The 15,079-nt window shown below is 59.1% G+C and carries 13 protein-coding genes; 4 read left to right on the top strand and 9 right to left on the bottom strand.

The features are described from left to right. Positions 1 to 16 precede the first annotated feature (16 nt). Together ACOI7D_RS24220 and ACOI7D_RS24215 are read left to right on the top strand one after the other, a co-directional pair. Positions 17 to 1,378 carry a NosD domain-containing protein gene (locus tag ACOI7D_RS24220; RefSeq protein ID WP_109546773.1) on the top strand — a complete coding sequence of 454 codons (1,362 nt, stop codon included), beginning with the start codon at positions 17 to 19 and terminating at the stop codon, positions 1,376 to 1,378. 157 nt (positions 1,379 to 1,535) lie between these two features. Next, a complete protein-coding gene (locus ACOI7D_RS24215; protein WP_032429039.1) occupies positions 1,536 to 2,915 on the top strand; it encodes a carbohydrate porin in 1,380 nt (459 codons plus the stop codon). A gap of 47 nt (positions 2,916 to 2,962) precedes the next feature. Here ACOI7D_RS24215 and rhaM read toward each other — a convergent pair whose 3' ends face one another. The 9 genes from rhaM to rhaB form a co-directional block, all read right to left on the bottom strand. After that, positions 2,963 to 3,277, bottom strand: coding sequence for an L-rhamnose mutarotase (rhaM, locus tag ACOI7D_RS24210; protein WP_023291515.1), 315 nt, complete (start codon positions 3,275 to 3,277; stop codon positions 2,963 to 2,965). Next, complete coding sequence (gene fucO / locus ACOI7D_RS24205) at positions 3,274 to 4,422, bottom strand: lactaldehyde reductase (protein WP_050534182.1); 1,149 nt, start codon at positions 4,420 to 4,422, stop codon at positions 3,274 to 3,276. The genes rhaM and fucO overlap by 4 nt, the downstream gene beginning before the upstream one ends. Positions 4,423 to 4,582: 160 nt before the next feature. Continuing rightward, the gene (locus ACOI7D_RS24200; protein WP_048296390.1) at positions 4,583 to 5,587 is read right to left on the bottom strand and encodes an ABC transporter permease; all 1,005 of its coding nucleotides are present in this window, start codon (positions 5,585 to 5,587) and stop codon (positions 4,583 to 4,585) included. After that, positions 5,584 to 6,591: an ABC transporter permease gene (locus ACOI7D_RS24195; protein ID WP_162543103.1), complete on the bottom strand. Its 1,008-nt coding sequence runs from the start codon at positions 6,589 to 6,591 to the stop codon at positions 5,584 to 5,586. Before ACOI7D_RS24195 ends, ACOI7D_RS24200 begins: the two co-directional genes overlap by 4 nt. Further along, positions 6,588 to 8,099 carry a sugar ABC transporter ATP-binding protein gene (locus ACOI7D_RS24190; protein WP_109546772.1) on the bottom strand — a complete coding sequence of 504 codons (1,512 nt, stop codon included), beginning with the start codon at positions 8,097 to 8,099 and terminating at the stop codon, positions 6,588 to 6,590. The genes ACOI7D_RS24195 and ACOI7D_RS24190 overlap by 4 nt, the downstream gene beginning before the upstream one ends. Positions 8,100 to 8,212: 113 nt before the next feature. Next, a complete protein-coding gene (gene rhaS / locus ACOI7D_RS24185) occupies positions 8,213 to 9,199 on the bottom strand; it encodes a rhamnose ABC transporter substrate-binding protein (RefSeq protein WP_087824561.1) in 987 nt (328 codons plus the stop codon). 81 nt (positions 9,200 to 9,280) lie between these two features. After that, positions 9,281 to 10,111 carry a rhamnulose-1-phosphate aldolase gene (gene rhaD, locus ACOI7D_RS24180; RefSeq protein ID WP_050534179.1) on the bottom strand — a complete coding sequence of 277 codons (831 nt, stop codon included), beginning with the start codon at positions 10,109 to 10,111 and terminating at the stop codon, positions 9,281 to 9,283. Positions 10,112 to 10,260: 149 nt separating this feature from the next. After that, positions 10,261 to 11,520 (bottom strand): L-rhamnose isomerase, encoded by a 1,260-nt coding sequence (locus tag ACOI7D_RS24175; protein WP_087849055.1) that lies wholly within the window; start codon positions 11,518 to 11,520, stop codon positions 10,261 to 10,263. Further along, positions 11,517 to 12,983 carry a rhamnulokinase gene (gene rhaB, locus ACOI7D_RS24170; RefSeq protein WP_109546771.1) on the bottom strand — a complete coding sequence of 489 codons (1,467 nt, stop codon included), beginning with the start codon at positions 12,981 to 12,983 and terminating at the stop codon, positions 11,517 to 11,519. Before rhaB ends, ACOI7D_RS24175 begins: the two co-directional genes overlap by 4 nt. A 310-nt stretch (positions 12,984 to 13,293) precedes the next feature. Here rhaB and rhaS (ACOI7D_RS24165) point away from each other — a divergent pair, with 310 nt between their 5' ends. After that, complete coding sequence (gene rhaS, locus ACOI7D_RS24165) at positions 13,294 to 14,130, top strand: HTH-type transcriptional activator RhaS (RefSeq protein ID WP_004203665.1); 837 nt, start codon at positions 13,294 to 13,296, stop codon at positions 14,128 to 14,130. 73 nt (positions 14,131 to 14,203) lie between these two features. Continuing rightward, a complete protein-coding gene (gene rhaR, locus ACOI7D_RS24160; RefSeq protein WP_004203666.1) occupies positions 14,204 to 15,049 on the top strand; it encodes an HTH-type transcriptional activator RhaR in 846 nt (281 codons plus the stop codon). Positions 15,050 to 15,079 lie beyond the last annotated feature (30 nt).

The following is a 15,079-nucleotide window of genomic DNA, read 5'->3' as shown; positions in this document are numbered from 1 at the left end:
TTAGAGGCGGTTTTTCATGGTACGTAAAAATTATTATGATGTTACGCAGTGGCACGTCGGCAACCCGTATGAGGATATTGGCGAAGTCATTAACAGTATTCTCGCCGATATTAAATCGCGACAAACTGAAACCGATATTAACGACGGGGGTAAACCGGGCGCCGCGATTTATATTCCGCCCGGTGATTATCATCTGAAGACGCAGGTCTTAATTGATATCAGTTATTTAAAAATTATGGGCTCCGGGCATGGTTTTGTCTCCTCGAGCATTCGCTTTAATACGCCGGCGGACGAGTGGGCGAATTTGCACGATATATGGCCGGGCGGGAGCCGTATCCTGGTCGATCTCTGCCCGCAGCCCGGCGATGAAGAACATGCTGGCGCTGCATTTTACGTGAAACGCAGCGGGGCGCCGCGTATCAGTTCGGTGGCGTTCGAAAACTTCTGTATTGATGGTTTGCACTTTGTTGATGATGGGCTGGGAAACAACGACCCGGAAAATACCTATACGAACGGCAAAACCGGCATTTATATCGCCAGCGCGCAGGACGCTTTCCGCATTACCGGGATGGGATTTATCTATCTGGAGCATGGCCTCACCACGTACAATAGCGATGCAATGGCGATCCATAATAACTTTATCGCCGAATGCGGTAACTGTATCGAGCTGCGTGGCGCCGGGCAGGCTTCAAAAATAACCGATAACCTGATTGGCGCGGGCTATAAAGGCTATTCTATTTACGCGCAAAACTTCGGGGGGTTATTGATTTCTACCAACAATATTTTTCCCCGTGGCGCGAGCAGCGTGCACTTATCGGGCGTGGTCCGCTCTAGCATCACCAGCAATCGATTCCATTCATTTTATCCGGGAATGCTCGTTCTCGAGCACAACTGCGCGGAGAATCTGATCTCGGCAAACCATTTCTTGCGCGATCGTGAACCCTGGCCGCCGATGCAGGCCTATGACAACGGCCTGGATGACGCCTATGGCTTGCTGCATATAAACGGCAGTAATAATTCGGTTATTGCCAATCATATTTCCGAAACGATTGATGTCCAGTATCTCAAGCCGCTGGGAATAAAACCGGTCATCATCCGCCTTGTTTCCGGCAAAGGGAATTATATTGTGAATAACCATATCGTGGCGACCACGGAGACGTCAGCGGCGCAGGCGCAGCCCTCTGAAGAGGATGCCTGCTTTGCGGCGCAGGTCAGCGCTTTGCTGACGACGGCCAGGTTAAAAGAACTCGATGCGGTCGCCGTACAGGTAGAAAAAGAATCCGCGCAAAACACGATACTTGATAGCGGCAGTGACGCACAGGTGGTCATAGACAGAGCGCGTAATGCCTTCAGGGCGACACCGGTTGCTGGAAATTAATATTCACTCTGTTTGTTAATCCGTATAGCGAATGACGTTATTTAAGGAGGCAGATTACACGTTATTTCATTCATTCTTCTGCTAAATAAAAATCAAAATATAAAAGGTGAATATTTTTATTCACCTTATCCCACCTTTTACCTCTGGGAAAATAAAAATGAATAAAACAACATTATCAATAGCGCTAGGCTTGTGTTTAATGACGGGATCGGCGGTCGGAAAAAATAATCAACTGACGCTGGAACAACGAATGGAACAGCTTGAAGCGCGGCTAGCCGCCGCGGAAAGCCGGGCGACGGTAGCGGAAGGCCAGGTGCGGGATTTGCAGGCGAAGCAGAATGCCGCGATTCAGGCGGCGCAAACTCGTGTGCCGGTAAACAGCGCGGCAGCAACCGCGGAGAGTAAAAAGAATCTTAGCGTCCCGGAGCTGAAATTATCCGGCTATGGCGATCTGAAAATCTACGGCGACGTGGAATTCAACATGGACGCGGAAAGCAAACACGGTCTGCTGGCGATGACCAACGCCGATGTCGGCAGCGATCCCACCTACGATAAGTGGGATTTAAACGGCCGTATCCTGCTCGGCTTCGACGGTATCCGCAAAACGGATAACGGCTATTTTGCCGGTTTCTCTGTCCAGCCGCTGGCGGATATGACCGGCTCAATGAACCTCGACGACGCGGTTTTCTTCTTTGGTCAGGAGAACGACTGGAAGGTGAAAGTGGGGCGCTTTGAAGCGTACGATATGTTCCCGCTGAACCAGGACACCTTCGTCGAGCACTCCGGTAATACCGCCAACGACCTCTACAGCGACGGCCATGGCTATATCTATATGATGAAAGAGGGGCGCGGCCGCTCTGACGCAGGCGGCAACTTTCTGCTGAGCAAGCAGCTTGATAACTGGTATTTTGAGCTCAACACCCTGCTGGAAGACGGTACGTCGCTGTACGACAACGATGGCTACCATGGTCGAGATATGGAGCAGAAAAAGAACGTCGCCTATTTGCGTCCGGTGGTGTCATGGGCGAAAGACGAATTTTCCGTTGCCGCGGCCATGGAAGCGAACGTGGTGCAGAACGCCTACGGCTATAAAGATGCCCAGGGCAACTTTATCGATCAGTCGGGGCGCACCGGCTATGGCCTGACCATGACCTGGAACGGCCTGAAGCGCGACCCGGAGGACGGGGTGGTGGTGAATCTGAACACCGCTTATATGGACGCCAGCAACGAACAGGATTTGACCGCCGGGGTGAACGCGTTGTGGCGGCGCTTCGAGCTGGGATATATCTACGCGCATAACAAAATCAGCGATTATGCCGGGGTGATTTGCGATAACGATTGCTGGATTAAGGATGAAGGCACCTACAATATTCATACCTTCCACGCGTCGTATCAAATTCCGAACGTGATGAATATGCAGAACTTTAATATCTATCTCGGCGCCTATTACTCCATTCTGGATAGCGACAATAAGCTGAGCCAGAGCGATGACGACGATCGCTACGGCGCGCGCGTGCGCTTTAAGTACTTCTTCTAAGAGCTTGAAACGGCTGCCCCGCTCAGCACTACGGGGCAGCCGTAGTTTTACTCCAGATAAAACACCTCTTTAAGCTCCGCGCTCACCGGACTGTTGTCCGGATTGGCAGGCATCACATCACGCATATGCTGCCACCAGCGCTGGCATACCTCGGTCCCGGCGACGGCGTTCCAGCGCGCTTCAGACTCAATCTCCACCGTGGCGAACAGCAGGTGGCGTTCTTTATCGAGATAGATGGCGTAGTGGTGCGCGCCGTGGGCTTTCAGCGTAGCCTCCAGCTCCGGCCAGATGGGGTTATGACGGCGCTGGTACTCCTCGTGCGCGTCGGGGTTCACCTGCATGACAAAGGCTTTACGGATCATAATGCCTCCAGATAGAGCTCGCGGACCTCATCGCGGCTGGCGGGGCGCGGGTTACATGGCGCGCACGGGTCGGCCAGCGCTTTGTCCAGCCAGCCTTCGATATCGGCTTTGCTGACGCCAAGCTGGCTGAAGCCCTGGGGGATCCCCACGCGTTTGCTCAGCGCGCGAATGGCGTTGATGGCCTCCATGCTGGCGGCTTCATCGCTCATGCCGCGGGTATCGACACCCATCGCCTGCGCCACGCGGGCGAAGCGCGCCACGGCGTTCGGGCGGTTAAAGTTTTCGATGATCGGCAGCAGGATGGCGTTGCACACCCCGTGCGGCAGGTTGTGGGTGGCGCCAGGCTGATGGGCCAGGGCGTGTACCAGCCCGAGGCCGGCGCTGTTGAACGCCATGCCCGCCAGGTACTGGCCAAACGCCATCTGCTCGCGGGCCTGCAGATCGTGTCCATCGTCTACCGCTTTCGGCAGCCACAGGTTGATCAGGCGGATGGCCTCGAGGGCGTTGGCGTCGGTCAGGGGATGGGCGCCAACGGAGACAAAGGCCTCAATGGCGTGGGTCAGGGCGTCCATGCCGGTGGCGGCGGTAACGGCTGGCGGGATGTCGAGCATCACGCTGGCGTCGTCGACGGCGATATCCGGGATCAGGTTCGGGTCGATAATCACCTCTTTTACCTGACGCTCGCTATCGATAATCACTGCGTTGCTGGTCATCTCCGCCGCCGTGCCGGCAGTGGTGTTGATGGCCACCAGCGGCACGCCAGCGTTTTTCACTTTGCCGACGCCGGAATAGGCTGTGGAGGGGCCAGGGTTGGCGGTGAGGATTTTTATCGCCTTGGCGGTATCAATCGGGCTGCCGCCGCCGAAGGCGATCAGGTAATCGCAGCGGGCCGCCTGGTATGCCGCATAGCCTTGCTGCACCAGCGCTTCGGTAGGGTTGGGGAACACGTCGTCAAACAGCTGATATGCCATCTGCTGTTCATCCAGCGCGGAAAACAGACTGTCCAGCAGGCCCAGCTTCACCAGCTGCCCGTCGGTGACGATCAGCGCCTTGCCCCACTGTTTACCCGCTACCAGCTTGACCATATCGCCGATAGCGCCTGCGCCGTGGAGGCTGATTTTAGGTAGTGCCAACATAAAACTCATGATAATTCTCCTTAATGTTGATTTGGGTAATCCGTTTCCCTTCACCCGCTCCCGGGTCGCGGCTGGCGCCTTACCCGGGCTACAGGTTCACTGGCGTCTGCAGGCCGGTAGCCAGGACAGGTGCGTAGCACCGCCTCCGGGATTTAGGGTGAAGGGGAAATTAACATCGTCTTCGCTGCAGCATCCGCCGGGTCATAATCGGCAGGGAGATAACCACGATCAGCATCGCGCCGATAATCACCGACATCACGATGCCGGGGACGTTGAGCAGGCTCAGGCCGAAGGTCACTAGCCCCATCAGAAAGGCGGCGATGATCACCCCGGGCATGCTGCCGGAGCCGCCGAGAATATTGACGCCGCCGAGCACCGCCATGGTGACAACCGCCAGCTCCCAGCCCATCGCCAGGGTAGGGCGGGTACTGCCGAGCCGTGAGGTCAGCAGGACCGCCGCCAGTCCGGCCATCAGCCCGACTAGCGCGAACAGCGCCAGGTTATGGCGCTTCACGTTGATCCCGGAGTACCAGGCGCCGGTCGGATTATTGCCGATGGCGTAGGTCCGGCGACCAAAGTTGGTTTTATGCAGCAGGAAGGTGAAGGCGGCCGCGAGGAGGATAAACAGCGCAAACTCAAAAGAGAGCGCGCCCCACACGTACCCCTGGCCGAACCAGGCAAAGCTCTCCGGGTAGTGGTTGAGCGCCTGATCGCCCAGCAGGATATAGGTGATGCCGCGATACAGGCTCATGGTGCCGATGGTGATCACGATCGACGACAGGTTAAAACGCGTCACCAGGATACCGTTGAACAGGCCGCACAGCAGACCCACGCCCAACCCGACCAATACCAGCAGCGGCGTATCCATCCCCGCCGCCGCGCAGAAGCCCATCGCCGTTGAGCTGAGCGCCATCGTCGAGGCTACCGACAGATCGATTTCCCGGGCGATAATCAGCATCGCCATCGGCAGGACGACGATCGCCTTCTCGGTAAAGGTGAAGGTGGCGTCCGACAGGTTCCAGATATTAAGGAAATAAGGGGAAGCCAGGGCGTTGCCGATAAATACCGCCAGGGTGACCGCCAGTAAAAACCCTTCCCAGCACAGCAGGCGGCGCAGCGGCGACGGCGCGGCCGGGGCGTTTTTCATCTCTTCAGATACCATCATCTTGCTCATGATTTCACCCCCTGTTTCTGCCGGGCTAGCGCCGCGTTACGCAGGATTAACCGCCCGTGACCGCGATTGCCGCGCTCGTTAAGCAGCACCGCCATGACGATCACCGCCCCGGAAATCGCCATTTGCCAGAACGGCGAGATGCCGATCACCGGCAGGGCATTATTGATGACGCCGAGGAACAGCGCGCCGCACAGGCAGCCCAGCACCCGTCCGCATCCGCCCATGGTGCTGATACCGCCGATCACGCAGGCGGCGACCACCTGCAGTTCAAAGCCGTTCGCTACGTCGACATAGGCGACGGCGAAGCGCGAGATCCACAGATAGCCGCAGAAGCCGGCCAGCGCGCCGGAGAGACAGAAGCTGACGAACTGCATTTTCCCGGCGTTAATACCGGTGTAGTACGCCGCCGTCGCGTTGCCGCCTGCGGTGTATAAGGCCCGGCCGGTGCGGCTGTAGCGCAGGAAATAACCCACCAGCAGCAGCGCGGCGATGGCGCACCAGCTCAGCAGCGGCAATCCCAGGAGGGCGCTGCGCGGCAGACTGAGGAAATCAGCGCTCATCTGATGTGAGTTAACCCAGCCGCCGTCGGTCAGCAGAAAGATAATGCCGCGATAAATGCTCATGGTGCCCAGGGTCACCACGATGGCGGGAATGCCGAGGCGCCAGACCAGCAGGCCGTTAATCACCCCCATCAGCAGGCCCAGCAGGGTTGCCAGCGCCAGCAGCGCCACCACCGGAATACCCGGATAGTGGGCGTTAAGCAGGGCGACGATCATCCCGGTCAGCGCCAGGTTGGCGGCCATCGACAGATCGATGCCTTTGGTGAGCAGCACCATCATCTGCCCGAGGGCGAGGATGATAAGGATGGCGGTATCGTTAAACATCTCCACCAGATTGCCCGGTGAAACGAACGATGGCGCCCGGCTGCCAATGGCGCCGATCATCAAAATGATGACCACCGCCAGCAGCGCTTCGCGATGCTTCAGCCATGCGTGTCCCATCATGCTGCCTCCTGGCCAATGCCGCTGGCGGCGCTGACGATGGTTTCCGCCGTCGCTTCTCCGGCCCGGTACTCGGCGACCATCAGCCCTTCGTGCATCACGATAATCCGGTCGGCCATGCCCATCACTTCCGGCAACTCTGACGAGACCATAATCACCGCCAGCCCCTGGCTGACCAGCTCGGACATAAACTGATGCACGGCGGCTTTTGAGCCGATATCGATGCCTTTGGTCGGCTCGTCGAGGATAATCACCTCGGGATGGGTCGCCAGCCATTTGCCGATCACCACTTTCTGCTGGTTGCCGCCGGAGAGGGTCTCCACCGGCTGCCGCCAACTGAAGGCTTTAACCTGCAGGCGCGAGGCGTACTCGTCCGCCAGCCGCCATTCCCGGGCGTCGTTCAGGACGCCGTTAGGGTTGAGCTTACTGAGCTGCGGCAGACTGATGTTTTGGGCGATGGGCAGGGCGATGATCGCCCCCTGTTTCTGCCGCTCTTCCGGTACGCAGACGATGCCCGCGCGGATGGCGTCGGCGGGCTGGCGAAAGCGCATGGGGCTGCCGTTCAGCCGGATCTCGCCGGAGGAGGGATGCGTTACGCCGGAGAGCGCCTGCATCAGCTCGGTGCGTCCGGCGCCCACCAGGCCGTAAAAGCCGAGAATTTCTCCCTTGCGCAGGCTGAAGCTGATATGGGCAAACTCGGTGGGGTGACAGAGGTCTTGCACCTCCAGCACCGTTTCCCCTGGGGTACAGTCAACTTTCGGGTAGGTTTGGGTAATCGCCCGGCCCACCATCATCGCCACCATCCGCTCTTCGGTGATATCGCTCATTGCCCCGGAGCTCACGTACACGCCATCGCGCAGGATGGTGTAATAGTCGGCCAGCTCGAAAATTTCATCGAACTTATGCGAGATAAACAGGATCGCTTTGCCGTCCTGCTTCAGACGCTCAACGATCTGATAAAACTCCAGAATTTCATGTTGCGAGAGCGCGGCGGTCGGCTCATCCAGGATCACCACCTGGGCGTCGAAAGCCAGCGCCCGGGCAATCGCCACCATGTGTCGTTGGGCGATGCTGAGCGTTTTCAGCGTGGCGCGCGGGTCGATCAGAACTTCAAGCCGGGTGAGGATCTCGCCAGCCCGGCGATGCATCGCGGGCCAGTCGAGCGTTTTGAGCAGCCCCTTATACAGATACTGGCCGACGAAAATGTTTTCGCTGACCGAGAGTTCGTCAAACAGCACGGTTTCCTGGTGAATGGCGGTGATCCCCACCTTGTGCGCCGATTCCGGCGTCGGCAGATGAATGGGGATCGCTTTATAGAGGATCTCCCCCTCTTCGGGCTGATAAATACCGGTCATGACTTTGACCAGCGTGGATTTCCCCGCGCCGTTTTCGCCGATGAGGGCGGTCACTTTGCCGGGCCAGAGATCAAGCTGTACGTTCTCAAGGGCACGCACACCGGGAAAAATCTTGGTGATGCCCTTCAGCGACAGCAGTGGCGTTGATGCTGACATGATAGTTCTCCGTAAAATCGCCCCTCACCCTAACTCTCTCCCCAAAGGGGAGAGGGAACGGTCCGGCGCCCGCTGGCCGCATCGCGCAGAGGGCCGGGGTGAGGGAACAAGGGTTAGAAAATCTTCGAGAACTTATCGATGTTGCTCGCATCGTAGACAAACGGCTCGGCCATCGCGCCGTTCCCCTCGGCATCCAGCTTCACTTTGCCCAGCTTGCCCATACTGGCTTCGGTTTTGGTCGCGGTGCCTTTGACTAAATCGTCGGCCAGATAGGTGGCGGCGTAGCCCAGGTCAATCGGGTTCCAGATGGCGAAACTTTTGCTGGCGCCAGACTTGATCGCGCCGGCCATTTCCGACGGCAGCCCCAGCCCGGTGACATACACTTTGCCGATTTTGCCCTGGTCCTTCACCGCCTGCGCGGCGGCAACGATCCCCACCGATGACGGCGAAACAATGACTTTCAGGTCCGGATATGATTTCAGCAGGCCCACCGCTTCGCGGTAGCTTTTATCCGACAGATCGTCACCGTAGGCGACCGTGACAAGGTGTACGGACGGATACTGCGGCAGCACCTTTTTCATCTCCTCAATCCAGATATTCTGGTTAGTGGAGGTCGGAGTGGCGCTTAACACTGCCACATCCCCCTTCGCCACGTTCAGCGCCTTCAGCGCATCGGCGGCGAGCTTGACGTTGGTCTCGCCAATTAAGGCGTTATTGGAGGGATTAAGATGGATCTGGCGGCCTGCCGGCGCCACGCCGGAGTCCCACGAGACCACCTTGATGCCGCGCTGCATCGCTTTTTTCAGCACCGGCACCACCGCGTCCGGATCGTTAGCGGAAATGGCGATCGCATCCACCCCCTGGGCGATCAACCCGTTCAGCACGTCGATCTGCGCTTCGGCGGTAGTGGTGGTCGGGCCGGTGTAGATCACTTTGACATCACCTAACTCTTTGGCTGCCTGTTGGGCGCCAACGTTGGCGGCTTCGAAGAAGCCATTTCCCAGCGATTTCGCCACGAGGGCGATTTTGACTTCTGCTAAGGCGGAACCGGACAACGCCAGGGCGGCAACGGTGAGGATCAAGCTTGTCTTTGTTTTCATTGCTTTTACTCCACATGAGTCAGTTTTGTAGGGTTTGCAGGTGAGGCTTCGCCCCGTCTCGGTGAGCGGGGCGCGATGTTGTTATGGATAAAGATCTAACGCGGACTGCAGCGGCTGCACGTTGAAGCGTTTGCCAAGGGCGATAAGCTCTTCGCGAGTGATGGTCTGCTTCATACCGCCCATGGACAAGACTTTCACCAGCACTTCGGCGGACTTCTCGGCGGTGTCGATCAGGCCGAAGGTCTCATCCAGGGTTGGGCCGCTGCCGAAGACGCCGTGGAACGGCCACAGCACCAGCGAGTGTTTTTGCATGGTTTCCGCAGTGGCCTGGCCGATTTCATCGGTGCCTGGCACCATCCACGGCAGAATGCCGACGCCGTCCGGGAACACCACCAGACATTCGGTGCTGCCTTCCCACAGCTTGCGGGTGAACAGATCGCTGTGGTTCTCCAGGACGTAGGTCAGGGCGATCAGGTTGGTGGCATGACAGTGCATGATCACCCGGTCCTTGCCGTCGGTCAGTTTGATGCGCTCGCTGTGCGACAGGAAGTGTGCCGGCAGCTCGGAGGTCGGCACCGCATCCTCCGTCAGACCCCACAGGATATGGTATCCCGCGCCGTCGCTGTCGACTTTCACCACGCCAAGGTTAGCGGCCGGGTCCAGCTGGACATTACGGAAGAATTTGCCGGAGCCGGTGACGATAAACGGCTGGTTAGCCAGGGTTGGCATCGGCTGGCTGAGGGCGATATAGCGCGGTTTAGCGTGGAAATCCGCCACGTAAGGTTCGATATCCGCCTCATCCAGACGCAGCGTCAGGTTGCCGCCGTTGCGCTCGTCCCAGCCCTTCAGCCAGGCGTCGGAGGTGGCTTTGATCATGCCCTGGACGAACCAGGCGTCGATAATGGTCTGCATAGTCTTGTCTTTCCTGTTGATTCGGTGAGGGGTTGACCCCCTCACCCTAAATATGTGCGTGCCCCCGGATTGCGCCGTAAACGGCTTATCCAGGCTACCGGTTCGTAGCCCGGGTAAGGCGTCAGCCGCGACCCGGGGAAGCCCGTGCATTACCCGCGCTGGCTCAGAACCGCATTCTCATAAGCCCGCACGTTGTCCAGCCACTGGCTGCCCGCCGGCGTGTCGTGACGCTGGCAGTACATCTCCCAGATGGCCTGCCACGGCAGGGATTTTTGCTCTTCGAGCAGCGCCAGGCGGGCGGTGTAATCGCCGTCGTTCTCCAGCTGGCGCAGCTGATCGGTCGGTTCCAGCAGGGCGCGCAGCAGCGCTTTTTTCATATTGCGGGTACCAATCACCCAGGCCGCGATGCGGTTGATGGAGGCATCGAAGAAGTCGAGGCCGATGTGCACGCGGTCAAACAGGTTATGGCGAATGATTTCGCTGGCGATGGCCTGGGTCTCATCATCCAGCAGCACCACGTGGTCGCTGTCCCAGCGCACCGGGCGGCTGACGTGCAGTAGCAGACGCGGGATGTAGAGCATGGCGGCGGAGATCTTGTCGGAGATGACCTCCGTCGGGTGGAAGTGGCCGGCATCCAGGCACAGCGCCGTCTGGCGGCTGGTGGCGTAGCCCATATAGAACTCGTTGGAGCCGACGGTGTAGCTTTCGGCGCCGATACCGAACAGCTTGCTCTCCACAGCGTCAATGTGATGCGCCGGGTCGAATTTTTCGCTGATGACTTCATCGAGCGCGTTCAGCAGCCGCTGGCGCGGCGCGAAGCGGTCAACGGTAATATCCTTCATGCCGTCCGGCACCCAGATATTCATCACCGACGGGGTGCCCAGCTGTTCGCCAAAATAAGCGGATACGCGGCGGCTGGCTTTGCAGTGGTCGATCCAGAACTGGCGGATCTCATCATTGGCATGCGACAGGGTAAAGCCGTCGGCGCTCAGCGGATGCGAGAAGCAGGAGGGGTTGAAATCCAGCCCCAGTTTGTTGGTTTTCGCCCACTCAACCCAGTTTTTAAAGTGCTCCGGCTTAATCTCATTGCGCGCCACCGGCGCGTCGGATTCCAGATAAATAGCGTGCAGGTTGAGACGCTTTGGCCCCGGGATCAGGCTCAGCGCCTGCTCAAGGTCGGCGCGTAGCTCCTGAGCATTGCGCGCTTTGCCCGGGTAGTTGCCGGTGGCCTGGATGCCGCCGGTCAGGCTTCCCGCCGGATTTTCGAACCCGGCGACGTCGTCACCCTGCCAGCAGTGCATGGATACGGGCAGACGGTCCAGCTGGCGCAGGGCCTCCTCGACATCCACGCCGACGGCGGCGTAGCGCTGCTTAGCAATTTCCCAGGCTTGTTCAAGTTGAGTGGTCATGCGCAAAGCTCCTTGGTCTGTTGTGGCTGAAACTGCGCCACGAAACGGGCAATTTCACTATCAGGATTGGGGGTAAAGGTGGTGAGGGACGCGTTGCCGCGCACCACCTGACGAAACTCATCGACGCTGGCCAGCTCGTCGAGGGTCATTAGCTGGATGCCGATATTGCCGAGGGTGGAGGCCTCTGTCGGGCCGGCCACGACGACGATCCCGCAGGCGTCGGCGCACAGCTGGTTGAGCAGTTCGTTCTGGCAGCCGCCGCCGACGATATGCAGCTGGCTGAAGGGCTGGCCGCGCAGCGCCGCCAGCTCGTTAAGCACCCGGGCGTAGAGCAGCGCCAGGCTGTCGAAAATGCAGCGCGCCAGTTCGGCGTCGCTGTCAGGCACCGGCTGACCGGATCCGCGGCAGGCGGCCTGGATCTCGGCGCTCATACTGGCCGGGTTGATAAAGCGGTCGTCATTGCAGTCAATGATGAAGCGGCACGCCGGCAGCGCGGCGGTGCGGGCGATTAGCCCCTGCAGGTCGCTGACGTTTTGCTCTTTCAGCACCCGCTGCAGCAGCCACAGCCCCATAATATTTTTCAGCACCCGATAGCGGCCTTCGGCCCCGCCTTCGTTGGTGATATTGGCCTGCAGCGCCGCGTCGCAGGTGTACGGGGTCAGGCTTTCAAACCCCATCAGCGACCAGGTCCCGGAGGAGAGATAGGCGGCGTGGCGGTCGGCCAGCGGGGAGGCGATCACCGCGCTGGCGGTGTCGTGGCTGGCGACGGCGACCACCGGGATGCTATTGCCCTGCGGACAAATCCAGTGGCCGATAACGTTGCCGGGATGCGTCGGCGCACCGAACCATTCGCGCGGCGCGCCGGTCCAGTTCAGCAGCGTCTCATCCCAGCTATCGCTGTGGATGTTGACCAGCTGGGTGGTGGTGGCGTTGGTATATTCCCAGTTCAGATTGCCGGTCAGGCGGAAGCTGAAATAGTCGGGGATCAGCAGGGCATGGGCGGCCTGACTGACCAGCTCCGGCTGCTGCTCCACCAGGGCGCGCAGCTGATAAAGGGTGTTAAACGGCAGAAACTGAATGCCGCTGCGGCGATAGATCTCCGCCCGGCCCAGCTGTTCTTCAGCGTGACGTAGCAGGCCCTGGGTGCGATCGTCACGATAGGAGACCGGCAGCCCGACGCGCTGACCCTGCTTATCCAGCAGGACATAATCCACGCCCCAGGTATCGATGCCGATGCTGTCGATCAGGATGCCCTGCTCACACACTTTCTCCAGCCCGCGGCGGATCTCGCCTTCGAGGCTATCGAGATCCCAGCAGTCGAAGCCATCCACCTTCTGCAGGCTGTTGGTGAAGCGATGAATTTCACGCAGCGTCAGGGCGCGCGGCCCGGACTGATAGCTGGCGAGCATGACCCGCCCGCTGGAGGCGCCTAAATCGACGGCGACACAATGACGAATACTCATGGAACGACCCTTCTTAAAATCATTGTCCGCAGTCTAAAAAAGGGCGCTGATTAACACCTTCTCGCTACGGACAGCCGAAACTGGCCGCTGGCAAGAAAGCAAAGGTGACCGTGAGGAAAATCACAAATTGCGGTTTTGGGCGGTGGTGAGGAGGATGTGATGGGGTCCGCAGTTCCGCATCTTTCCGGCTGATTCTTGAAAAAGCGGCAGGATTTACGAATTTCGCGGTCAAAAATTGAAGGCCGGATAGCCAACCCTTCATTACTATCAGCCGGTGACTGATAATTTTTCTCATTACGAGGGTGGCATCATGACCATATTGCACAGTACGGATTTCTTTAAGGCCGGGATCTCGACGGTGGCTATTGAACCCCGCCTCCCTCAGTCGGCCTTTCCGGAGCATCACCATGATTTCCATGAAATTGTCATCGTGGAGCAGGGCACGGGCATTCACGTCTTCAATGGCCAGCCTTATACCATCGGCGGCGGCTCGGTCTGCTTTATTCGCGATCACGACCGGCATCTTTACGAGCACACGGACAATCTGTGTCTGACCAACGTGCTCTATCGCGCGCCGGATGCGTTTCGTTTTCTCGCCGGGGTCAGCCAGCTGCTGCCCCAGGAGCAAGAGGGCAACTACCCGTCGCACTGGCGGGTAAACCAGACGGTCCTGCAGCAGGTGCGGCATATCGTGGCGCAGATGGAGGCCATGGGGAGCGAAACGGATACCCATGCCGTCGCCAGCCGTGAGATCCTGTTTATGCAGCTGCTGGTGCTGCTGCGGAAAAGCAGCCTTGCGGAAGAGGCCACCAACAACGATGCGCGGCTGAATCAGCTGCTGGCCTGGCTGGAAGACCATTTTGCGCAGGAGATCTGCTGGGAGGAGGTGGCGGCGCAGTTTTCGCTGTCGCTGCGTACTCTACACCGCCAGCTGAAGCAGCAGACCGGCCTGACGCCGCAGCGCTATCTCAACCGGGTGCGCCTGATGAAAGCCCGCCACCTGCTGCGCCACAGCGATGAAAGCGTGACTGATATCGCCTATCGCTGCGGATTCGGCGACAGTAACCACTTTTCGACGCTTTTTCGCCGCGAGTTTTCCTGGTCGCCGCGCGATATCCGCCAGGGGCGCGACGCTATTCTTCAGTAACGCGAGAGGAGTCAACGTATTGCGGACCAAAAACGCGAATAATGCGCCGTTATCCGCGTTGGGAGTGTGAGCCGTGGCCGGTCTGATTCTACGTAAAGAGGAGTTTTTCCCTTCCGCCACGCAGGCGGTGGCGGTGGCCGACCGCTACCCGCAAAACGTCTTCGCTGAACACACTCATGAGTTCTGCGAGCTGGTGCTGGTGTGGCGGGGCAACGGGCTGCACGTTCTCAACGACCGTCCCTGGCGCATTACCCGCGGCGATCTGTTCTATATTCGCGCCGAAGATAAACACTCCTATGCTTCCGTTAACGATCTGGTTCTGCAGAACATCATCTATTGCCCGGAGCGGCTGCAGCTCAATTTCGACTGGGCGGGGGCGATCCCTGGCCTCTTCGGCACGCCGTGGAAGCCCCACTGGCGCATGGGCAGCACCGGTATGGCGCAGGCGCGCCAGGTAATTAGCCAGCTTGAGCATGAGTGTTCCCGGCACGATGCGCAGGGGAATGCGATGGCCGAGCTGCTGTTTGCTCAGCTGGCGCTGACCCTCCAGCGCCATCGCTACGCAACGGATAATCTGGCGGCAACGCAGCGCGAAGCGCTGTTGGACAAACTGCTGGCCGCGCTGGCGGCCAGCCTGAGCCGACCCTTTGTCCTGGAGCGTTTCTGCGAGCAGGAGGGCGGCAGCGAGCGGGCGCTACGGCAGCAATTTCGCCAGCAAACCGGCATGACCATCAATCACTATTTACGCCAGCTACGGATCTGCCATGCGCAGTATCTGTTGCAGCATACCGAGCGCTTAATCGGCGATATCGCCATGCAGTGCGGCTTTGAGGACAGTAACTACTTTTCGGTGGTGTTCAGCCGGGAAATCGGCATGTCGCCGGGTCAGTGGCGGCAGCGCAGTCGCGCCGCCGCCTGAAGATCGTCTTTGTCAGGCAGATGATCCGGT

Origin of the sequence: Klebsiella sp. C360, assembly GCF_048822415.1 — a bacterium.
Taxonomy (GTDB): domain Bacteria; phylum Pseudomonadota; class Gammaproteobacteria; order Enterobacterales; family Enterobacteriaceae; genus Klebsiella; species Klebsiella quasipneumoniae.
Note: the sequence above shows the minus strand (reverse complement) of the source record. Positions and strands in the feature narration are given on the sequence as shown.